This is a genomic window from Solirubrobacter deserti (assembly GCF_027587175.1).
Taxonomy (GTDB): Bacteria; Actinomycetota; Thermoleophilia; order Solirubrobacterales; family Solirubrobacteraceae; genus Solirubrobacter; species Solirubrobacter deserti.
Window position 1 is genome coordinate 54,640 of sequence record NZ_JAPCID010000013.1, and the last position, 20,346, is coordinate 74,985.

Consider the following 20,346-nt stretch of genomic DNA (forward strand, 5'->3'; position numbering starts at 1 on the left):
CTACCCGGGCTGGGTAGGCCACGCAACATGAGCCTGCGAGTGGTGGTGACGGGAGCGACGGGCAACGTCGGGACGAGCGTGCTCGAGGCGCTGGGCGCCGACGACCGGGTGGGCGAGATCATCGGGATCTCCCGCCGGATCCCGAACTGGACGCCGCCGAAGGTGACCTGGCGCTCGGCCGACGTGTCCCGCGACGAGCTCAGCGGCGCGTTCGCGGGCGCGCACGCCGTCATCCACCTGGCGTGGCTGATCCAGCCGAGCCGCGACGCCGAGCAGCTCGAGCGCGTCAACGTCGAGGGCTCGCGGCGGGTGTTCGAGGCGGCGGTCGCGGCCGGCGTCGAGGTGCTCGTGCACGCCTCCTCGATCGGCGTCTACTCGCCCGGCCCGAAGGACGCGCCGGTGGACGAGTCGTGGGCGCGCGAGGGCGTGGACACGCTGTTCTACGCCCGCCACAAGGCGGCGTGCGAGCACATGCTCGACGATCTGGAGGGGCGCGGGACGCGGATCGTCCGCCTGCGCCCGGGCCTCATCTTCAAGGCCGAGGCCGGTCCGGAGATCCGGCGCCTGTTCGCCGGGCCGCTCGTGCCGACCATGCTGCTCAAGCCGGGCCGGATCCCGGTGCTGCCGCTGCCGGACCGGCTCGTCGTCCAGGCCGTCCACTCCCGCGACGTCGCCGACGCGTACCGGCTCGCCGCGCTGGAGCCGCAGGCCGAGGGCGCCTACAACATCGCCGCCGATCCGGTCCTCACGCCGGACCGGATCGCGAAGGTGCTCGGCGCACGGCGGGTCTCGGTGCCGGAGAAGCCGCTGCGCGTCGCGGCCGACGGGGCGTGGCGCGCCCACGTGCAGCCGACGCCGCCCGGGTGGCTCGACATGGGCCTGGCGGTGCCGATCATGGACACCTCGCGCGCCCGCTCGCACCTGGGTTGGACGCCGACCGTCGACTCCGAGAGCGCGCTGCTCGAAGTGCTGACCGGCATGCGCGAGACGGAAGGCCTCGACACGCCGCCGCTCAAGCCCCACGCGGGCGGCCCGCTGCGCATCCGCGAGTTCCTGACCGGCGTCGGCCGCCGCCTCACCTAGCTATGAACACGACACAGACACGTCCGCTTGCCCTCGTCACCGGCGCTTCGAGCGGCATCGGCTACGAGCTGGCCAAGCAGTTCGCCAACAATGGCTTCGATCTCGTCATCGCGGCCGAGGACGACGCGATCAACACGGTCGGGACCGAGCTGGCCGCCGAAGCCGTGCAGGTCGACCTCGCCACCGACGAGGGCGTCGACGAGCTCTACGGGCGCATCAAGGGCCGCAAGGTCGACGCGATCGCGCTCAACGCCGGCATCGGCGCGGGCGGCGCATTCGCCACCGACACGGCGCTCGAGGACGAGCTCAAGCTGATCGACCTCAACGTGCGCTCGACCGTCCATCTGGCCAAGCACGTGGTCAAGGACATGGTCGCGCGTGACGAGGGGCGGATCCTGTTCACGTCCTCGATCGCGTCGACGATGCCCGGCTCCTTCCAGGCCGTCTACAACGCGTCCAAGTCGTTCGTGCAGTCGTTCGCGCTCGCGCTGCGCAACGAGCTCAAGGACACCAACGTCACCGTCACCTCGCTGATGCCCGGACCGACCGAGACCGAGTTCTTCGAGCGCGCCGACATGCTGGACACCAAGGTCGGCCAAGACGACAAGGACGACCCGGCCGACGTCGCCAAGGACGGGTTCGAGGCGCTGATGGCGGGCAAGGAGCGCGTCGAGTCGGCGTCGCTGAAGACGAAGGTGCAGGGCCGCGCCAGCCGCCTGATGCCCGACAGCGCGAAGGCGGCGATGCACCGCCAGATGGCCGAGCCGGGCTCGGGCAGAGAGTGACGCTGCCGCCAGGGCCGGACCCGCCTGCCCTGGCGCAGGCCGTCGCGTACCACCGCGACCCGCTCGGCGTGCTGCTGCGCGCGCGGGCGCGCTACGGCCCGCGCTTCACGCTGCGGGTGACCAAGCCGATCGTGCTCGTGTCCGACCCAGCAGTGATGGCGGACGCGAACGCCGGCGCCGCGAGGAGGGCCGTGCTCCCGCTCGCCTCGCCGCGCTCGCTGTTCGGTGCCGACGGCGCCGAGCACACCGCCGAGCGGGCGCGCTGGGAGAACCGCTTCCACCAGATCTCCGACGACGCGATCGCCGAGATCGCCGAGCGCCACATCGCGGCGTGGCCGCGCGGGCGCCCGTTCCGGCTGCTCGAACGGATGCGCGACATCGCCTCCGACGTCTTCGGCCGGCTGATCCTGCGCGCCGACGACCCCGACGCGTACGTCGCCGCGGTGCGCCGGATGCTGCGCACACCGGGCAACCCGCCGCTGCCCGTCCCGGCGGCGCTGGACCCGGTCTTCCAGTGGCGCGCGGCGCCGTTGCGCGCGCTACTCGGCGAGGGCGCCGACCGCATGATCGTCGTCTGCGCCGCCGGGCAGGAGCCGCCCGCGATCGCGCTGGCCAACGTCGGCTACGAGTGGGCGCGGCGCGGGGGAGAGCTCACGCCGCGCTTCGTCGACGAGACGCTGCGGCTGCGGCCTTCCGCCTCCGCGGCGCTGCGCGAGATCGACGGCGAGACGCGTGCGCTCTCCTCCTTGCTCGCGCACCACGACCCGAAGGCCTTCCCCGACCCGCACGTCTTCCGCACCGACCGCGACTACGACCACCCGCTGTACATGCCGTTCGGCGGCGGCGTCCGGCGCTGCGTCGGCGAGCCGCTCGCCCGCGCCCAGCTGCGCGCGATCCCGCCGCTGCTCCCGCGCTTGAAGGCCGTCCACCCGCGTCCGGAGCGCATGGTCGTCCGCGGCACGGTCCTCGTCCCGCACCGTTCCGCGCTCGTCACCGCAACTTAAAGAAACATTAACGGGTCTGACCCCTTTAGGTTCGTTGAGGGACCTTGAGGGTTGCGCGCGGGCGGGCGTTGTTGACGTAGCCCTTCGGGTTCCAGAGGCTCGCTTCGTCCTCTGGCTGGGTCGCGGCGGAGGAGTCCCAGGCGCGGACGACGAGCTCGTGCTCGCCGGGCCCGAGCGAGAGCGGGGCGCGCCAGTGGCGCCAGGCCCACGGGCCGAGGTCCTCGAGCAGCTCCGCCTGCCGCCAGCTCGCGCCGCCGTCGGACGACACGTCCACGCGGGTGATGAAGCGCTCGCCGCCCGCGAACGCGTAGCCGCGCACCTCGGTGGGCGTGACGGACAGGATGTCGGCGTTGAGCGCGACGAGCCCGAGCGGCATCCCGGCGCCCGGCGCGGGCGTGCCGTCCTCCGGCAGCAGGCGGTACACGACCTCCTGGAAGTAGCCGCGCCACGGCGTCGTGCGCAGCTCGATCCGCTCCAGCCACTTCACGCTGCGCGCGCCGATGTAGCCCGGCACGACCACCCGCAGCGGCGCGCCGTGGACCGGCTCCAGCGGCTCGCCGTTCATCGCCCAGGCGAGCAGCACCTCCGGTCGGCACGCCTTGTCGAGCGGGATCGACCCGCCGAAGCGCTGCGGCGGCTTGGCCTCGGGGGAGAGGTCGGCGCCCTCGAACCCGACGTGGCGCGCTTCGGCGCGCGGGCGGGCGAGCGCGAGCACGTCCGCGAGCCGCGCGCCGGTCCACGTGGCGGTGCCGGTCGCGCCCGGGCCCCACGGCGCCTCGCCCGGGATGTCGCGGATCGCGATCAGCCCGGCCCGCCGGTTGCCCGCGCACTGCAGCGTCGCGGCGACCTGATGTTGGGGCAGCGCCTCGCGGAGCGTTGCGAGCGAGAGGTCCAGCGGGCGCTCGACCGCGCCGCCGACCCGCAACCGCCAGTCGCCTGCCTCCGGCACCGCGCCGTGGTTGCGCACGTAGAAGACGTCGGTGGACGTGACTGGGCTCGCGGCGAGCGCCTCCGGCTTGGTCTCCGCGTTGAACGGGTCGGTCCCGTGGACGATCACGTCGCGCTTGCCGAACATCACATCCGCAGCTCCACCTCGACGTCGTCGCCGGCGACGATACCCTCGCGGCGGCGCACCTCGCCCTTGATCGGGAGCAGGAACGAGGCGCGCCGCGTGTCCGCATAGAGCGACGTCGACCACCTCGTGGCGCCGATCCTCGCCTCTACGCGGGCCATCCCGAACGGGCTCGGCGCGGCCGCGACACGCGCGCGGACCTCGTCCGCCACGTCCTCCGGCAGCGTGACGAAGTGCCACCCCGCTTCGCCCGGGTGCAGCCACACCTCCGCGCGGATCGTGTGCGTCATCAGCGCAGACCGTATCGTTGCGCCGTGCTCGTCCGCATCGTGACCGCCTTGGCGCTGCCGCTCGCGCTGATCGTGCTGCTGCGCGCGGCGCCCGGGCTGGACGCGCGCTGGGAGGACCAGCCCGCGCACTTCTGGATCGTGCTGATCGCCGGCGTGCTCAACGCGGGCCTGGCCCTGGCCGTCAGCGAGGCCGGCCGGCGACGAAGGGACGCGCGCCTGCTGCTGATCGGGCTCGCGTTCCTGGCCAGCGCCGGATTCCTCGGCCTGCACGCGCTGGCGACGCCGGGCGTGCTGCTGGAGCGCGGGAACGCGGGGTTCGTGCTGGCGACGCCGGTCGGGCTCGTCGTGGCCGGCCTGCTCGCGGCGGCGTCGGCGGTCGAGTATCCGCTGCGGACGGCGCTGGCGATCGTGCGCCACGCCCGCGCGCTGGTGGCGGCCGTCCTCGCGCTGCTCTTCGCCTGGGCGGTGCTCTCCCTCGCCGAGCTGCCGCCGCTGCGCGCCACCGTGGCGCCCGCGGACGCGGAGGCGACGCTCGGCGTGTTCGCGCTGCTCGGCGTCGCCGCGTACGGGTTCGCCGCGGTCCAGTACTTCCGGATCGCCGCTCGCCGCGACTCCAAGCTGGCCTTCGCGATCGCCTTCGCCTTCGCGCTGCTGGCCGAGTCGCTGATCATCGTCCTCGCTTCGCTGTCCACCAGCTGGCAGCTGAGCTGGTGGGAGTGGCACATCCTGATGGCGGTCAGCTTCTTCGCCATCGCCGCCGCCGCCCAGCGTGAGTGGTTCGAGGAGCGCTTCAGCGCGCTCTACCTCGACGAGACGCTCGCGGGGCGGCGCGAGGTGACGGTCCTGTTCGCGGACCTGTCCGGCTTCACCCCGTTCAGCGAGGCCAACGGACCCGAGGCCGTGCACGCGATGCTCACGGCCTACTTCGGCGAGCTCGCGCCGATGATCGTCGACGAGTTCGACGGCGAGGTGCAGGACTTCGTGGGCGACCAGATCTTCGCCATCTTCAACAAGCGCGGCGATCAGCCCGACCACGCGCTGCGCGGCGCGCGCGCCGCCCTCGAGCTGCAACGCCGATCGGCGGCGATCCGGCAACCGGACTGGCCGATCTTCCGCTGCGGCGTCAACACGGGGCCGGTGCTCGCGGGCGTCGTGGGCGACCGCGGGCACCGCATCCACGGCGTCTTCGGCGACACCGTCAACCTCGGCTCGCGCCTGGAGGGTCAGGCGCCGCCGGGCGCGATCGTGATCGCCGGGACCACCCGCGACCACCTGCCCGACGCGGCCGACGTCGAGCCACTCCCGCCGCTCACGGTCAAGGGCAAGGCCGCGCCGGTCGAGGCGTTCATCCTCCGCGGGCTCTAGCCGTCTGCCGGTCGTTGTGGCGCTTGAGCGCGTCGACCAACTCGTCCTTGCTCATCTTCGAGCGGCCCGGGATGTCCGCCTCGCGCGCGTCCCGCTCGAGCTCCGCCTTCGTCTTGTTGGCGTTCACCCCGCCGGCGGTCTCGCGCGGCGCGTCGCGTGCCGCCTTGCCGCCGCGCGCCGCCTGCGGGTCCGACGGGCCCTTCTCGTCCTTGAGCTCCCAGTGGTCGCCCTGCTTCTCGGCGATGTGCTTGACGGCCGACCACGCCGTGCGATGCGCGCGCTCCTCGTTGCCGTCGTAGGTCTCTTCGGCGCTGTCGAGCGTTTCGCTGTACGCCCGCTGCACCTTCTCCGGCGAGCGCTGAAGCGTGCTCGGAAGGTCGTCTTTCTTGAGCGGCATGGTTCGTTCCTACCCGCACTGGGGAGCGCGAATGGATGCGAGCTGTCGTCTTTCACGCCGTGGGGGACATCCGTGTCGAGGATGTGCCGGACCCGCGGATCCAGGAGCCCGAGGACGCGATCGTCCGCCTCACGGCGAGCGCGATCTGCGGCACCGACCTGCACTTCGTCCGCGGCACGATGGCGGGGATGAAGCCGGGCACGATCCTCGGTCACGAGGGTGTCGGGGTGGTGGAGGAGGTCGGCCCGCTCGTGCGCAACTTCGCGCCGGGCGACCGGGTCGTGGTCTGCTCAACGATCGGGTGCGGCAACTGCTCGTACTGCCGCGCGGGCTACTTCGCGCAGTGCGACCGCGCCAACCCGAACGGCCCGCAGGCCGGCACCGCGTTCTTCGGCGGACCGGAGAACACCGGCCCGTTCGACGGCCTGCAAGCCGAGAAGGCCCGAATCCCGTTCGCGCACACGACGCTCGTCAAGCTGCCCGACGCGGTGACCGACGAGCAGGCGATCCTGATCTCCGACATCTTCCCGACCGGCTATTTCGGCGCCGAACTGGCCGAGGTCGGCGACGGCGACACGGTCGTCGTGTACGGCGCCGGGCCGGTCGGCGTCTTCGCCGTGCTGAGCGCGAAGCTGCACGGGGCCGGGCGCGTGATCGCCGTCGACCAGCATCCCGACCGGCTCGCGATGGCGCGCCGCGCGGGCGCCGAGACGGTCGACTTCTCGGTCGAGGACCCGATCGACACGATCCGCGACCTGACCGCCGGCATCGGCCCGGACCGGGTGATCGATGCCGTCGGCGTGGAGGCCGAGTTCCCGCACGAGGGCCCCGCCACCGGCCGCAGCGAGACCTCGCCCGAGAAGTTCGCGCAGGAGACACAAAAGGTCGCGCCCGAGCAGGACGACGAGTTCGCGCCCGGCGGCGCCCCGTCGATGGCGCTGCGCTGGGCCGTCCGCTCGGTCGCCAAGGCCGGCACCATCGGGATCATCGGCGTCTACCCGCCGCAGGCGCAGCACTTCCCGATCGGCGAAGCCATGAACAAGAACCTCACGATCAAGATGGGCAACTGCAACCACCGTCGCTACGTGCCCGATCTCGTCGACCTCGTCCAGTCCGGCGCCGTGGATCCCACCGAGGCGATCACCCAGCTCGAAGGCGTCGGCGGCGCCATCGACGCCTACAAGGCGTTCGACGACCGCCGTCCCGGCTGGCTCAAGGTCGAGCTGGAGCCGACGGCGTAACCGGCCTGACGGCGGACCCGTACCCGGCGCGGCGCGCGGGCAGGGCTCGAGCATGGACGTGAACCCCATCGAGCTCCAGAAGCACCTCAAGGGCGTGGACTATCCCGCCAGCAAGGACGACGTCGTCTCCACGGCCGAGTCCAACGGCGCGCCGGACGACATCCTCGACGCGCTGCGCTCCATGAACAAGGACTCCTTCGACGGCCCGACGGCCGTCACCGAAGCGCTCAGCTAGGTCCGGTTCCGCCGGGGCGGCTCGCGCCCCGGCGGCTGCGCCGGCGTCGGATGAATCGGCGCGTCGGGGATCTTCAGTTCGAGCCGGTCGCGCACCGTGACGCGCTCGCCGTGGTGGACGAGCTCCAGCGGCTCGCCCTCGAGCAGCTCGTAGGCCGCCGTCTCGGCGATGCGCACGCGGATTAGCCGCCCGCGGTGCTGGACGCGGAAGCTGATGCCCGTCAGGCGGGAAGGGCGGCGCGGCGCGAACGTCAGCTCGTCGCCGTGGTCGCGCAGGCCGCCGAAGCCGGCGACCACGACCAGCCACGCGCCCGCCAGCGCGGCCAGGTGCACGCCCTCGCCGGTGTTGCCCGAATGGTCCTCGAGGTCGATCAGCGCGCACTCCTGCAGATAGGCGTACGCGAGGTCCAGGTGGCCGACCTCCGCCGCGACGATCCCCTGGATCGGCGCCGAGAGCGACGAGTCGCGGACGTTGATGCGCTCGTAGTACTCGAAGTCGCGCGCCTTCTGCTCGGGGCTGAAGTGGTCGCCGCAGACGTACAGCGCGTGCACGAGATCGGCCTGCTTGAGCACCTGCGCGCCGTACAGGCGCACGTAGTGGTTGTGGTGCATGAGCGTGCGGTCGTGCTCGTCGAACGTCCACGGGCGCAGGTGCGTGAAGCCCTCGCTCTGCTGCGTGATCTGCAGCTCGGCGTCGTAGGGCACGCGCATCGCCTCTGCCGCCTTGCGCCAGCCGGCGAGCTCGTCGTCGTCGACGCCGAGCGCGGCGGCGCGCGGGCGGTGCCGCACGGCGGCGTCGGCGGCCGCGCGCAGGTTCCGGGCCGCCATCAGGTTCGTGTAGGTGTTGTTCTCGACCAGCGCCGTGTACTCGTCGGGCCCGGTCACGTTGCCGATGCGGAAGCTCCCGTCGCGGTCGTAGCGGCCGAGCGAGTGCCACAGCCGGGCCGTGCCGACGAGCAGGTCCAGCCCGGCCTCGCGCTCGAACGCCTCGTCGCCGGTGGCGGCGACGTAGCGGCGGACGGCGTCGGCCACGTCCGCGTTGATGTGGAACGCCGCCGTCCCCGCGGGCCAGTAGCCCGAGCACTCGTCGCCGGCGATCGTGCGCCACGGGAACGAGACGCCGTCCAGGTCGAGCTCTGCCGCCCGCTCGCGCGCGTGGTCGAGCGTGCTGTGGCGCCACAGCAGCGCGTCACGCGCGGTCTCGGGCGCGATCCGCGTGAGCACGGGCAGCGTGTAGCTGTCCATGTCCCACATCGTGTGGCCCGAGTAGCCGCCGGTGCCGGTCAGGCCCTTGGCCGGGATCGGCCGCCGCTCGGCCCGCGCACTCGCCTGGATGATGTGGAAGGCGGCGAAGCGCAGCGCCTGCTGGAGCTCGGGGTCGCCGTCGAGCTCGACGTCGGCGAGCTCCCACGCGCGGTCCAGGAACGCGCGCTGCGCGGCGGCGAGCTCGTCGAAGCGCGCCTGCGTGAGCGCCGCCTCGACCTGGTCGCGCAGCGCGCTCGGGCTGCGGGTGGCGGACCACCCGTAGGCGAGGTGCTTGTCGATGCGCAGCTGCTCGTTCGGCTGCAGGCGGGCGCTGAAGGTCACGCGGGCGAGGTCGGGCTCGGCGTCCGTGGCGACGTCCGCCTTGCCGTCGACCGTGTGGTGCATCGCCGCGGCCAGGCACACGCCGCTGCAGCGGGTGCGGTGCACCAGCAGCGCGCGGACGCCCTCTGCGCGGTGGATCTCGCCCTGCAGCGCCGGATCGCCGGTGGCGAGCTCGGACTGGACGACGATCCGCGCCGGCCCGTCGATGGGCTCGACCTCGTAGCGGATCGCCGCGATCGCGCGCTGGGTGAGCGACACGAGCCGCGTCGAGCGCACCCGCACCGTCCGGCCCGCGGGCGAGCGCCACTCGACTTCGCGCCGCAGAACCCCGTCCCCGCAGGTCCAGCACGCGCTCGTGCCGCAGCACGGTGCCGTCGCGCACGTCGAACGGCTCGTCGTCGACCAGGAGCCGGATGAGCTTGCCGTCGGTGGCGTCCACCAGCCGCTGATCGGCCTCGGGATAGCCGTAGGTGGGCTCGGCATAGTCGTGCTCTTCGGCCTCGAAGCAGCCGTTGAGGTAGCCGCCGGACGTGCCGCACGGCTCGCCCTCGTCGAGGTTGCCGCGCAGCCCCATGTGGCCGTTGGAGAGGGCGAAGACGGACTCCGCATGGGCGAGCGCATCCGGCTGCAGCGCGCGCTCGGGGACGGACCAGGGATCGACGTCGAAGCTCACCGTCCAGGTCTTCCCTCGTCGCCCATGCGCCCCGCGCTACCCCATCACCTCCACCTGCAACGCTGTACCGACGCATGCCTGACCGGATCACGTTCTCGCCCAAGGTCTTCATCCCGCTCACGCAGCTCTGCCGCGACGGGTGTTGGTACTGCACGTTCGCGCAGCCGCCGAAGAACCTGGCGGCGCCGTACATGTCGCCCGAGCAGGTGGTCGAAGTGGCGCTGCGCGGCGCGCAGGCAGGGTGCCACGAGGCGCTGTTCACGCTCGGGGAGGCGCCGGAGGCCCAGTACGCGGTCGCGCGCGAGTGGCTGGAGGGGAACGGCTACGCGAGCACGGTCGAGTATCTGGCGGCGATGTGCCGGCTCGTCGTGGAGGAGACCGGGCTGCTGCCCCACGCCAACGCGGGCGCGATCTCCCGCGAGGAGCTGGAGCTGCTGCAGGGCGTGAGCGTCTCGCAGGGGATGATGCTCGAGTCCTTGCGCGAGGACCTGCCGTGCCACCGCGGCGCGCCGGACAAGCACCCCGCGCGCCGGCTCGCGACGCTCGAGTGGGCGGGCGAGCTGAAAATCCCGTTCACCACGGGCATCCTCGTCGGGATCGGCGAGAACCGAGACGACCGCATCGATGCCCTGCAGGCCATTGCGGCCAGCCACGCGCGCCACGGCCACGTGCAGGAGGTGATCGTCCAGAACTTCCTGCCCAAGCCGGGGACCGCGATGCGCGATCACCCGCCGTGCCCGGAGGCCGACCACCTGGACGCGATCCGGCTCGCGCGCGAGATCCTCCCGCTCGACGTGCACGTGCAGGCCCCACCGAACCTGGCTTCGGACCTGGGCGCGCTGCTGGACGCGGGCATCGACGACTGGGGCGGCGTGTCCCCGGTTACCCAGGACTTCGTCAACCCGGAGCGCCCGTGGCCGTCGCTCACCCGTCTGCGTGAGGCCACCGAAGCCGCGGGCAAGCAGCTCGCTCCGCGGCTCGCCGTCTATCCCGAGTTCATCGACTGGGTGCACCCCGACCTGCGGTTCGCGACGATCGACCGCGCCGACGCCGAGGGCCTCGGCCGCGACGACCCCGGCGCCGTGCTCCCGCAGCGCTTCGAGGACGTCGCGAACGTCGCCGACGGCGCCGAGGTCCAGCTCACCGGCCGCCGCTCGACCGCCTGGTACAGCGGCGCCGACGCCCAGCCGCGCGAGCTGCCGCTCACCGGCGAGCCGCGCGGCGCGATCCGCGAGGTGCTCGACGGCGCGCGCATGGGGCACGAGCTCGGCGTCGAGGAGATCGCGACGCTGTTCAGCGCGCGCGGGACCGACGTCGGCGCGGTGGCGCAGTACGCCGACGAGCTGCGGCGCGACGCCGTGGGGGACACCGTCACGTTCGTCCGCACCCGCAACATCAACTACACGAACCTCTGCACCTTCAAGTGCAAGTTCTGCGCGTTCGCCAAGGGCCCGCTGTCGCTGAACCTGCGCGGCAAGCCGTACCTGCTGACGATGGAGGAGATCGCCGGCCGCGCGCGCGAGGCGTGGGACGCGGGCGCCACCGAGGTCTGCCTGCAGGGCGGCATCCACCCGACCTTCGACGGCGACTACTACTGGCAGGTCGCGCGCGCTGTCCGCGCCGAGGTGCCCGAGATCCACGTGCACGGCTTCACCGCGCTGGAGGTCACCGAGGGCGCCCGCCGGCTGCGCGAGCCGCTCGAGGACTATCTGCGCCGGATGAAGGACGCGGGCCTGGCCTCGCTGCCCGGCACCGCCGCGGAGATCCTCGACGACCCGATCCGCGAGATCCTGTGCCCGGACAAGATCGACACCGGCGAGTGGCTCGAAGCGCACCGCATCGCCCACTCCGTGGGCCTGCGCTCGAACGTCACGATCATGTTCGGCGCCGTCGAGTCACCTGTGAGCTGGGCCCGCCACATCGTCCGCACGCGCGAGCTGCAGAAGGAGACGGGCGGCTTCACGGAGTTCGTCCCGCTGCCGTTCGTGCACATGGCGTCGCCGATCTACCTCAAGCGCAACGCCCGCCGCGGCCCGACGTTCCGCGAGACGCTGCTCATGCACGCCGTCGGCCGCATCGCCTATCACGGCTGGATCGACAACATCCAGGCGTCGTGGGTGAAGATCGGCATGGGCGGCCTGCGGCAGCTGCTCCAGGCGGGCGTCAACGACGCGGGCGGGACGCTCATGAACGAGAACATCTCGCGCGCGGCGGGCGCTTCGCACGGCCAGTCGCTGGACGAGCTCGCGTTGGCGGAGCTGACCGGCGCGCTCGGCCGCCCGCTCGAGCAGCGGACGACGCTGTACGGCCGTGTGGAGGTCGCCGTCCAAACGGGGTAGCGGTCCTCCATGCGCATCAAGAATGCGTTCCGGGTGGCGGACGTGACCGCGGCGCGCGAGATCGTCCGCGCGCACGCGCTCGGGACGTTCGTCACCCCCGACCTGCAGATCACGCGCATGCCGTGCCTGCTGGAGGAGGAGCTCACGATCGTGAGCCACGTCGCGCACGCCGACCCGTTCTGCGCGGCGCTCGGCGGTCCCCTGCTCGCGATCTTCAGCGGCCCGCAGGGCTACATCTCCGCGAGCTGGTACGAGCAGGACACGATCCCGACCTGGAACAACGTGACGGTCTATGTGCGCGGCACGGCGGAATGCTTCGACGACGCGCTGCCCACCCTCCGGCGCACGGTCGACCACTTCGAGGCCGCGGTGCAGCGGCCGTGGTCGCTCGATCGGCTGGAGGACGGCGGGCGCGCGATGGCGGACAAGGTGACCGCGTTCCGGCTGCGGCCCGAGGCGTGGTGGGCGGAGGCTAAGCTCTCGCAGGACAAGCCGGCCGACGAGCGGGCGCGGCTGATCGCGGCGCTCCAGGCGCCCGGCCCGTATCAGGACGCGGCGCTGGCCGAAGCGATGCGTCAGGCCTGAAGCGGCCGCCCGCGGGTCTCCGCGCCGAACGACGCGACGGCCGCGGCGAGCAGGAACGCCGTGCCGAAGATCGCCAGCGCGCCGCCGAGTGAGCCCGCGATGATCGTCGCGCCCAGCAGCGTGACCGCGGTCGCCGCGATCCGGGCCATCGCGCTCGCCCAGCCCATGCCGGTCGTGCGCACCAGCGTCGGGTAGGACTCGGGCGTGAACGCGTACAGCGCGGCCCACGCGCCGAGCGCGAAGAAGCTCATCAGGCACGCAGCGGCCACGATCGCGAAGGTCGAGTCGACGACCGCGAACAGCAGCGTGAAGACGCCGCTTGCGGCCAGGAACACGACCAGCGTCGGTCGCCGGCCCCAGCGCTCCACCAGCCAGGCGGCGGTCAGGTAGCCCGGGACCTGGGCCAGCGCGAGGATCACGGAGTACTCGTAGGAGCGCACGAAGGAGAAGCCGCGCTCGACGAAGATCGTCGGCAGGTAGACGAACAGCCCGTAGTAGGCGAGGCCGATCAGCAGCCAGCAGCCCCAGTGCACGAAGGTGGCGCGGCGCAGCGCGGGCACGAACAGCGCGCTCACGCCCACCGAAGCCGTCGGCGCCGGCGCCTCCAGCGGCGGCACCTCGAACGCCACACCGTTCTCGCGCGCGACCCGCGCCAGCACGTCCCGCGCCTCCTCCGGCCGCCCGGCCGCGACCAGGTAGCGCGGCGACTCGGGCACGCGCGAGCGGATCCACAGCACGAGGAAGGCGGCGATCCCGGAGAGCGCGAGCAGCGGCCGCCAGCCGTGGTCAGGCACGAGCAGGTAGGCGGCGATCGCGACCGCCAGCGTGCCGATCGCCCAGAAGCTCTCGAGCAGCACGAGGTAGCGCCCGCGGTTGCGTCGCGGCAGGAACTCGCTCATCAGCGAGAAGTCGAGCGGGAGTGCGCCGCCGAGCCCGAATCCGGCCGCCAGCCGTGCCGCGATCAGCCACTCCGCCGAAGGCGCGAACGCCGACGCCGTCCCGAACACCGCGAACACCAGCACGGTGAGCTGGAAGCCGCGGCGGCGGCCGATCCGGTCCGCGATCGTCCCCCAGAACGTCGCGCCCAGCAGCATCCCGACGAACGCGGCAGCGGCGACGTAGCCCGCCTCGGTCGCGTCGAGCCCGAAGTCCTCGCGGACGCCGGGCAGCGCGAAGCCGATCGCGAGCAGCTCCGCGGCGTCCGCCGCCCACGTCACCCCGCACGCGAGCAGCAGACGGCGCTGGAAGCGGCCGAAGCCGATCCGGTCCACGACCTCTTCGACTCCGGCCGACCCCAAGGGCGGCGAACTACAGCAGACCGGTCAAGAGCAGGTCGGCGGCATGAGCGGTCTTCTAAACGCAGCACGGGCCTTGCCTCCCAAGGCGAGATGTTCGGAGGGTGGACATGCGTACTGAGCCGTTCTCACCCCCGAAACCGGCGTGAACCGTTGCGCAGATATCGTCATCGGGCCCCGATGGACGAGTCCTCGCCGCCCTCAGAGCTCCAGCTCGGAGATTCCTTCGCCCGCATCCTCACGGAGACGACCCAGTCGCTGGTCTGCGTGATGGACCGCGAGGGCCGGATCCTGCTCTTCAACGAGGCGTGCGAGCGCGCCACGGGCTACTCCCGTAACGAGGTGCTGGGCCGTCTCGCGCAGGACTTCGTGATCCCGTCCGAGGAGCGCGAGGCGTTCAGCGACTTCCTCGCCTTCGTCTGGCGCACGGGGACGTCGAGCCCGCAGGTCGGCCACTGGCGGACCAAGGACGGCGGCCGGCGGCTGATCGCGTGGTCGAACCAGGTGATGGACGGCACGGGCCTGATCACCACCGGCATCGATCTCACCGACCGCGAGTCCAACCGCGACAGCGCGCTCGAGGGCGACCCGGAGGCCAAGCTGATCGAGGTCAGCCGCGTCGCCAACGAGCACAAGGCGCTGCGCCGCGTGGCCACGCTGGTCGCGTCCGAGGCCACGCCGGAGCGGATCTTCGTCAGCGTGAGCGCGGAGGTCGCGCGCGTGCTGCAGGTCAACGCCACCGCGGTCGTGCGCTACGTCGGCGACGGCACGGCCGAGATGGTCGGCCGTCACAACCGCGACAGCGCGGACGTGCTGCCGCTCGGCACCAAGCTCCCGCTCGACGACGGTTCCGCGCTCGCGCAGGTCGCGCGCACGTCCGCGCCCGCGCGCATCGACGATTGGGGCGGCAGCAGCGCCGCGGAGCGTTTCCGCTACGGCTACCGCTCGACGGCCGCGGCCCCGATCGTCGTGAGCGGTGTGCTGTGGGGCGCCGTCGCGATCGCCAGCGAGCAGGTGCTCCCGCCCGACACCGAGAACCGCCTCGGCGACTTCGCCGAGCTCGTCTCGCTCGCCGTCGCGTCCGCCCAGGCGCGCAGCGACCTGATCGCCTCCCGCGCCCGCCTGGTCAAGGCCGGCGACGACCAGCGGCGCAAGCTGGAGCGCAACCTGCACGACGGTGCGCAGTCGCGGCTGGTGAGCGTCGCCCTCCAGCTGCGCACGGCGCGCGCGGTGCTGGAGCGGCGTCCCGAGATGGTGCCCGGCCTGCTCGAGGAGGCCGCGAAGGAGCTCGACGCCGGCCTGGCCGAGCTGCGCGAGATCGCCCGCGGCCTGCACCCGGCCCTGCTCGTCGATCACGGCCTCGCCCGCGCGCTCGAGGCGCTCGTCGAGCGGTTGGAGCTGCCCGTCACGCTCGACGTCCCGGACGAGCGCCTGCCCGAGACGATCGAAGCCACCGCGTACTACATCGCGTCCGAGGCGCTGACCAACGTCGCCAAGCACGCGCACGCGTCCACCGCCTCCGTCACGATCGTCCAGGACGGCGGCGTCGTCCGCTGCTCGATCTCCGACGACGGGCGCGGCGGCGCCGACCCCGCCGGTGGCACCGGACTGCTCGGCCTGCGCGACCGCGCGGAGGCGCTCGGCGGCACGCTGAGCTTCGTCAGCCCGCCGGGACGAGGCACGACGATCGTGGCGGCCTTGCCGCTATCGTCGGCCACCCTGTGACCTCGGCCATGGAGGAGCTGAAGGTGGCGACCGCCGCGCACCACGAGCGGCTCGAGCGCCGCGTGGACGTTGCGCGCCACCTGCGGTCGCGCACGGCCTACCGCGCTTTGCTGGAGCGCTTCTACGGCTTCCACCGGCCGATCGAGGAGACGCTGGCGCCGTTCGCCGGCCCGTTCACGCCGCGCCATCCGCTGCTCGCGCGCGACATCGCCGCGCTCGGCGGCGATGTCGCGAAGCTGCCAACTGCGACCCGGCTGCCGCGCGTCGGCTCGCTGCACGACGCGCTCGGCGTGCTCTATGTGCTCGAGGGCTCCGCGCTCGGCGGCGCCGTGATCGGCCGCATGGTCGACCAGCGGCTCGGGCTGCGCAGCGCGTTCTTCGCCCGCCGCGGGATCGCGCCGCGCTGGCGCGCGTTCGGCGCGCATGTCGAGCGCCACGCGCCGGTCCCACCCACGGCCGCGATCGCGACCTTCGAGGACATGGAGGCCTGGTTGTGTCGGTGACCGACCAGCACGTGCTGCTCGAGCCCGGGACGCCGGTCAACCTCGAGAACTGTCACCGGGAGCCCATCCGCACGCCGGGCGGCATCCAGAGCCACGGCGCACTGCTCGCGGCCGACGAACACACCCTGGAAGTCGTGCAGGCCTCCAGCAACGCCGCCCAGCACTTCGGGCGCCCCGTGCTCGGCGCCTTGCTCGCCGACCTGCTCGGAGCCGACGTCATCGAGCCGCTGCGCGCCCGCGCCGAGGAGGCGACCCCGAACCTGCGCCCGCTGCGCGTCCGCGGGCTCGACGTGTACGCCTACCGCGCCGCCGACAACGTGCTCGTGGTCGAGATCGAACCCGTCGGGCCGGGAGCCGCGAGCCTCACGCGCTACCAGGAAGACGTCGCGCGGGCGCTCACGCTCCTGCAGCACGCGCCCGCGGTCGACGAGCTGCTGTGGAGCGCCGCCCGGATCGTGCGTGACCTGACGGGCTCGGACCGCGTCTGGGTCTACCGCTTCGAGGCCGACGACCACGGCGTGATCGTGGCCGAGGAGAAGCGCGAGGGGCTCGACGCGTTCCTGCACCTGCACTATCCCGCCGGCGACATCCCGCCGCAGGCGCGCGCGCTGTTCCTGCAGAACCGGCTGCGCTTCATCCACGACGTGCAGACGCCGGCCACGCCGCTCGAGCCGCTGGTGAACCCCCTCACGGGCGAGTGGCTGGACCTGTCCGGCGGCGTGCTGCGCGCGGTCTCGCCGATCCACATCCGTTATCTGAAGAACATGGGCGCGACGGCGTCGATGTCGATCGCGCTGTCGGTCGGCGGGCGCCTGTGGGGTCTGATCTCCGGCCACCACTACAGCGGCCCGCTGTTCGTCCCGCACGAGGTGCGCGCGACCTGCGAGCTGATCGGGATCGTGTGCTCGATGCAGCTGGACGCGCTCGAGCAGCTGGAGGTCAGCCGCCGCCAGACCGCGCTCGGCACGCACCGCTCGGCCGTGCTTGACCGCGTGGCGGCGTCCTCGAGCATCCTCGACGGGCTCGAGCAGGCGGGCGAGGAGCTGCTGGCGGTGTGCGACGCCGAAGGCGCCGCGATCCGCATCGACGGCGACCTGCGGCTCGTGGGCGAGACGCCGGAGGACGTGGCCGGGATCCTGGACGGGCTGGAAGGCGCCGACGTGTTCGCCACCGACAGCTTCGAGGGCCCGATGCCCGGCGTGCTCGCCGCGCCGCTGGCCGTCGCGCGCGGCAACCACGTCGTCTGGTTCCGCAGCGAGTACGTCCACGAGATCGAGTGGGCGCACGCGCCCAAGAGCCTCGCGGTCAAGGATCCGGACCGGCTGAACCCCGACGGCTCGTTCCGCACCTGGGCCGAGTCCGTCGAGGGCCGGAGCCGGCCGTGGACGACGGCCGAGATCGAGTCGGTCGCCGAGCTGCGCAGCGCGCTCGGCACCTTCCTGATCACGCGCGCCGAGCAGCTGGCCGCGCTGAACGCCGAGCTCGCGCGCTCCAACGAGGAGCTCGACGCGTTCGCGTACGTCGCCGCGCACGACCTCAAGGAGCCGCTGCGCGGGATCTCGAACTTCACGACGTTCCTGGTCGAGGACTACGAGGACGCGCTCGACGCGGAGGCGCGCGAGCGGCTCGCGACCATCCATCGCCTGTCGCAGCGGATGGCCTCGCTGCTGGATTCCCTGCTCGAGTACTCGCGGATCGGCCGCGCCGACCTCGACGTGACCGACTTCACGGTCGGCGACGTGCTCGAGGACGCGCTCGACCTGCTCGCGACCAAGCCCGCGATCACGGTGAGCGGCGCAGACATGCCGCTGCGCGGAGACCGCATCCGCGTGCGCCAGGCGCTCGTGAACCTGCTCGGCAACGCGGTCAAGTACAGCCCGGATGAGCCGCGGATCAGCGTCACCGCGCGGGACGGCGTCGTGTGCGTGAGCGACAACGGGATCGGCATCGCGCCCGAGCACCACGACTCGATCTTCCACGTCTTCCGCCGCCTGCACGCGCGTGACGCCTACGGCGGCGGCACCGGCGCGGGGCTGACGATCGCCCGCCGGATCGCCGAGCGCCACGGCGGCCGGCTGTGGCTCGAGCGCTCGGTTCCGGGGGAGGGCTCGAGCTTCTGCTTTACCCTCGAGGGAGACTGATGGAAGCCCGCGCCCTGCAACCGCTCGCCGTCATCGAGGACAGCGACGAGGACTTCGAGGCGCTCTCCCGCGTGCTGCGCGAGACGACCGCGTACGACGGCGTCAAGCGCTACGTCAGCGGTGAGGAAGCGCTCGCCGGCCTGCTCGAAGGGCGGGACCGCCGCCCGGCGCTGATTCTCCTCGACCTCAATCTGCCCGGCATCCGCGGTATCGACGTGCTGGCCGCGCTCAAGCGCGACCGGCGCGTGCGCGCGGTGCCCGTGATCGTGCTGTCCGGGTCCTCGCGCGAGGAGGACGTCGACGCCGCCTACGACGCCGGCGCGAACGCGTACCTGAGCAAGCCGCTGGACTACACGGAGCTGCGCCGGATCGTGCTCAGCCTGCACGAGTTCTGGCGCGTCGCCTCATTGCCAGGGCAAGGGGAATGACGCCGGCGCCGGCAACGGTGCTCGTCGTCGACGACAGCCCCGAGAACCGCTACGCGATCCGCCGCTACCTCGCTCGCCCCGAGTTCGACGTGTGGGAGGCCGAGACCGGCACGCAGGGCCTCGAGCTGGCCGCGCGCGACCCGGACCTGATCGTGCTCGACGTCCACCTGCCCGACATCAACGGCTTCGACGTCTGCCGCCGGCTCAAGGAGGACGAGAGCACCCGCCACATCCCGGTGCTGCAGCGCTCGCAGTCGCACGTGGACGACGCCGCGCGCGTGTACGGGCTCGAGAGCGGCGCCGACGCCTACCTGACCGAGCCGGTCGACCCGTCCGTGCTGGTCGCCACCGCCCGCGCGCTGCTGCGCGTGCGCCGGGCGGAGAACCGGCTGCGGCTGCTCAGCGAGATCGGCGTCGCGCTCTCGCAGGCGCTCACCCGCGTCGAGGTCGTGCGGGCCGTCGCCGACGCGTTGCGCGCGCACCTCGGCGCGCGCGACGCGACGCTGTGGCTCTGGGACGAGAGCCGGCGCTGGTTGCAGCTCGCGCACACGACGCTGCCGCAGGTGGAGCCGCGGCTGGCGGCGCTGCCGTTCGACGCCGAGATGCCGATCGCGCACGCCGCGCGCACCGGGGAGGCGTCCTTCGGCGACGAGCAGGCGTTGGCGCGGACGAACCCCGAGCTGGTCGAGGTCTTCCGCGGCAACGGCGGGGGCAGCTGGGCGGCGGTGCCGCTCGTCGCCTACGGCAACCGCCTGGGCGCGCTGGCCGTCGCCTTCGGCGGCGAGGAGCCGCTGCCGGACGCGGACCGCAACCTGCTCGCGGCGCTGGCCCAGCAGTGCGCGCAGGCGCTCGAGCGCGCCGGCCTGTACGAGCACCAGCACCACATCGCGACCACGCTGCAGGACGGGCTGCTGCCGCGTTCGCTGCCCGAGATCCCGGGCGCGGAGCTCGCGGCGCGCTACAACGCCGGCGCGCGCGCGATGGACGTCGGCGGCGACTTCTACGACGTCTTCCCGCGCGGCGAGGACTGGCTGATGGTGATCGGCGACGTCTGCGGCCGCGGCGCCGAGGCCGCCGCGCTGACGGGGCTCGCCCGGCACACCATCCGCGCGCAGGCCCAGCACCGCGAGAGCCCTTCGGACATCCTGTTCGCCCTGCACGACGCGATCGTCGCCGAGGTCGGGCGGGAGGCGTCGCGCTTCGTCACCGCGGGCTGCGTGCTGCTGCGCCCGGACGGCACCGTCACGGCCGCGTTCGCCGGGCACCCGCCGGGCCTGATCGCGCGCGCCTCGGGGGAGGTGGACGAGCTGCCGACCACGGGGCCGCTGCTCGGCCTGCTCGAGCACCTGCGGATCACCGACGTCGAGGCGCAGCTGCACCCCGGTGACGCGCTGGTGCTCTACACCGACGGCGTGACCGAGGCCCGTCGCGGTCGCGACCTGTTCGGCGAGGAGCGCCTGGCGGCGCTGCTGGCCGAAGCCGGGCCGCGCGGACTGAGCGCGGGGGAGATCGCCGACTCGATCGGCGCCGCGGCCACCGCGCACGCCGGCACCACCGAGGACGACACCGCGATCCTCGTCCTGCGCCACCAGTAGACTC

General features: G+C 72.8%; 17 protein-coding genes and 1 pseudogene. 13 read left to right on the forward strand and 5 right to left on the reverse strand.

Features of this window, described 5'->3' with window-relative positions; translation table 11 throughout:
* Positions 1–27: 27 nt before the first annotated feature.
* From OJ962_RS11100 to OJ962_RS11110, 3 genes are read left to right on the forward strand one after another with little or no spacing between them, the layout of a single operon-like run.
* Entirely contained in the window at positions 28–1,083 is a 1,056-nt protein-coding gene (locus tag OJ962_RS11100; protein WP_202954128.1) for an NAD-dependent epimerase/dehydratase family protein, read from the forward strand.
* 2 nt (positions 1,084–1,085) lie between these two features.
* On the forward strand, positions 1,086–1,868 hold the full coding sequence (locus OJ962_RS11105; RefSeq protein WP_202954129.1) for an SDR family NAD(P)-dependent oxidoreductase: 783 nt from the start codon (positions 1,086–1,088) through the stop codon (positions 1,866–1,868).
* Positions 1,865–2,872, forward strand: coding sequence for a cytochrome P450 (locus tag OJ962_RS11110; RefSeq protein WP_202954130.1), 1,008 nt, complete (start codon positions 1,865–1,867; stop codon positions 2,870–2,872). The genes OJ962_RS11105 and OJ962_RS11110 overlap by 4 nt, the downstream gene beginning before the upstream one ends.
* Before the next feature lie 25 nt (positions 2,873–2,897).
* Here OJ962_RS11110 and OJ962_RS11115 read toward each other — a convergent pair whose 3' ends face one another.
* Positions 2,898–3,947: a sulfite oxidase gene (locus OJ962_RS11115; protein ID WP_202954131.1), complete on the reverse strand. Its 1,050-nt coding sequence runs from the start codon at positions 3,945–3,947 to the stop codon at positions 2,898–2,900.
* The gene (locus OJ962_RS11120; RefSeq protein WP_202954132.1) at positions 3,947–4,234 is read right to left on the reverse strand and encodes a DUF1905 domain-containing protein; all 288 of its coding nucleotides are present in this window, start codon (positions 4,232–4,234) and stop codon (positions 3,947–3,949) included. The genes OJ962_RS11115 and OJ962_RS11120 overlap by 1 nt, the downstream gene beginning before the upstream one ends.
* Positions 4,235–4,258: 24 nt before the next feature.
* On the opposite strand from OJ962_RS11120, the gene OJ962_RS11125 reads away from it, so the two are divergent.
* Positions 4,259–5,599 carry an adenylate/guanylate cyclase domain-containing protein gene (locus OJ962_RS11125; RefSeq protein WP_202954133.1) on the forward strand — a complete coding sequence of 447 codons (1,341 nt, stop codon included), beginning with the start codon at positions 4,259–4,261 and terminating at the stop codon, positions 5,597–5,599.
* Here OJ962_RS11125 and OJ962_RS11130 read toward each other — a convergent pair.
* The gene (locus tag OJ962_RS11130) at positions 5,580–5,996 is read right to left on the reverse strand and encodes a ChaB family protein (RefSeq protein WP_202954134.1); all 417 of its coding nucleotides are present in this window, start codon (positions 5,994–5,996) and stop codon (positions 5,580–5,582) included. The genes OJ962_RS11125 and OJ962_RS11130 overlap by 20 nt on opposite strands.
* Positions 5,997–6,031: 35 nt before the next feature.
* Between OJ962_RS11130 and OJ962_RS11135 the strand changes: the two genes are divergently transcribed.
* Positions 6,032–7,237 (forward strand): zinc-dependent alcohol dehydrogenase, encoded by a 1,206-nt coding sequence (locus OJ962_RS11135; protein WP_202954135.1) that lies wholly within the window; start codon positions 6,032–6,034, stop codon positions 7,235–7,237.
* Between the two features lie 52 nt (positions 7,238–7,289).
* Positions 7,290–7,472, forward strand: coding sequence for a DUF2795 domain-containing protein (locus OJ962_RS11140; protein ID WP_202954136.1), 183 nt, complete (start codon positions 7,290–7,292; stop codon positions 7,470–7,472).
* Here the strand turns inward: OJ962_RS11140 and OJ962_RS11145 are convergent.
* A pseudogene (locus OJ962_RS11145) lies at positions 7,469–9,731 on the reverse strand (glycoside hydrolase family 65 protein). The gene OJ962_RS11140 and the pseudogene OJ962_RS11145 sit on opposite strands and share 4 nt — an antisense overlap.
* 74 nt (positions 9,732–9,805) lie before the next feature.
* On the opposite strand from OJ962_RS11145, the gene cofH reads away from it, so the two are divergent.
* Both cofH and OJ962_RS11160 read left to right on the forward strand, forming a co-directional pair.
* Positions 9,806–12,070, forward strand: a complete 2,265-nt coding sequence (gene cofH / locus OJ962_RS11155; protein WP_202954138.1) for a 5-amino-6-(D-ribitylamino)uracil--L-tyrosine 4-hydroxyphenyl transferase CofH — start codon at positions 9,806–9,808, stop codon at positions 12,068–12,070.
* A 9-nt stretch (positions 12,071–12,079) separates the two neighbouring features.
* Positions 12,080–12,655, forward strand: coding sequence for an FMN-binding negative transcriptional regulator (locus tag OJ962_RS11160; protein ID WP_202954139.1), 576 nt, complete (start codon positions 12,080–12,082; stop codon positions 12,653–12,655).
* Here OJ962_RS11160 and OJ962_RS11165 read toward each other — a convergent pair.
* Positions 12,646–13,953, reverse strand: a complete 1,308-nt coding sequence (locus tag OJ962_RS11165; protein WP_202954140.1) for an MFS transporter — start codon at positions 13,951–13,953, stop codon at positions 12,646–12,648. The two genes, OJ962_RS11160 and OJ962_RS11165, sit on opposite strands and share 10 nt — an antisense overlap.
* Before the next feature lie 177 nt (positions 13,954–14,130).
* Here OJ962_RS11165 and OJ962_RS11170 point away from each other — a divergent pair, with 177 nt between their 5' ends.
* Genes OJ962_RS11170 through OJ962_RS11190 form a run of 5 tightly spaced genes read left to right on the forward strand, consistent with a single transcriptional unit; the run spans position 14,131 to position 20,342 of the window.
* A complete protein-coding gene (locus tag OJ962_RS11170) occupies positions 14,131–15,675 on the forward strand; it encodes a PAS domain S-box protein (protein ID WP_202954141.1) in 1,545 nt (514 codons plus the stop codon).
* A complete protein-coding gene (locus OJ962_RS11175) occupies positions 15,672–16,178 on the forward strand; it encodes a biliverdin-producing heme oxygenase (RefSeq protein ID WP_202954142.1) in 507 nt (168 codons plus the stop codon). The genes OJ962_RS11170 and OJ962_RS11175 overlap by 4 nt, the downstream gene beginning before the upstream one ends.
* On the forward strand, positions 16,175–18,319 hold the full coding sequence (locus tag OJ962_RS11180) for an ATP-binding protein (protein WP_202954143.1): 2,145 nt from the start codon (positions 16,175–16,177) through the stop codon (positions 18,317–18,319). The genes OJ962_RS11175 and OJ962_RS11180 overlap by 4 nt, the downstream gene beginning before the upstream one ends.
* Positions 18,319–18,747, forward strand: a complete 429-nt coding sequence (locus OJ962_RS11185; RefSeq protein WP_202954144.1) for a response regulator — start codon at positions 18,319–18,321, stop codon at positions 18,745–18,747. Before OJ962_RS11180 ends, OJ962_RS11185 begins: the two co-directional genes overlap by 1 nt.
* Positions 18,744–20,342, forward strand: coding sequence for a fused response regulator/phosphatase (locus OJ962_RS11190; protein WP_202954145.1), 1,599 nt, complete (start codon positions 18,744–18,746; stop codon positions 20,340–20,342). Before OJ962_RS11185 ends, OJ962_RS11190 begins: the two co-directional genes overlap by 4 nt.
* The last annotated feature ends 4 nt before the right edge of the window (positions 20,343–20,346 follow it).

Bases quoted from the DNA above. Each gene is read 5' to 3' on its own strand.
- OJ962_RS11140 (WP_202954136.1), top strand. From the start codon at position 7,290: ATGGACGTGAACCCCATCGAGCTCCAGAAGCACCTCAAGGGCGTGGAC.
- OJ962_RS11115 (WP_202954131.1), bottom strand. From the start codon at position 3,947: ATGTTCGGCAAGCGCGACGTGATCGTCCACGGGACCGACCCGTTCAAC.
- OJ962_RS11120 (WP_202954132.1), bottom strand. From the start codon at position 4,234: ATGACGCACACGATCCGCGCGGAGGTGTGGCTGCACCCGGGCGAAGCG.
- OJ962_RS11100 (WP_202954128.1), top strand. From the start codon at position 28: ATGAGCCTGCGAGTGGTGGTGACGGGAGCGACGGGCAACGTCGGGACG.
- OJ962_RS11130 (WP_202954134.1), bottom strand. From the start codon at position 5,996: ATGCCGCTCAAGAAAGACGACCTTCCGAGCACGCTTCAGCGCTCGCCG.
- OJ962_RS11170 (WP_202954141.1), top strand. From the start codon at position 14,131: ATGGACGAGTCCTCGCCGCCCTCAGAGCTCCAGCTCGGAGATTCCTTC.
- OJ962_RS11105 (WP_202954129.1), top strand. From the start codon at position 1,086: ATGAACACGACACAGACACGTCCGCTTGCCCTCGTCACCGGCGCTTCG.
- OJ962_RS11160 (WP_202954139.1), top strand. From the start codon at position 12,080: ATGCGCATCAAGAATGCGTTCCGGGTGGCGGACGTGACCGCGGCGCGC.
- cofH (WP_202954138.1), top strand. From the start codon at position 9,806: ATGCCTGACCGGATCACGTTCTCGCCCAAGGTCTTCATCCCGCTCACG.
- OJ962_RS11190 (WP_202954145.1), top strand. From the start codon at position 18,744: ATGACGCCGGCGCCGGCAACGGTGCTCGTCGTCGACGACAGCCCCGAG.
- OJ962_RS11135 (WP_202954135.1), top strand. From the start codon at position 6,032: ATGCGAGCTGTCGTCTTTCACGCCGTGGGGGACATCCGTGTCGAGGAT.
- OJ962_RS11185 (WP_202954144.1), top strand. From the start codon at position 18,319: ATGGAAGCCCGCGCCCTGCAACCGCTCGCCGTCATCGAGGACAGCGAC.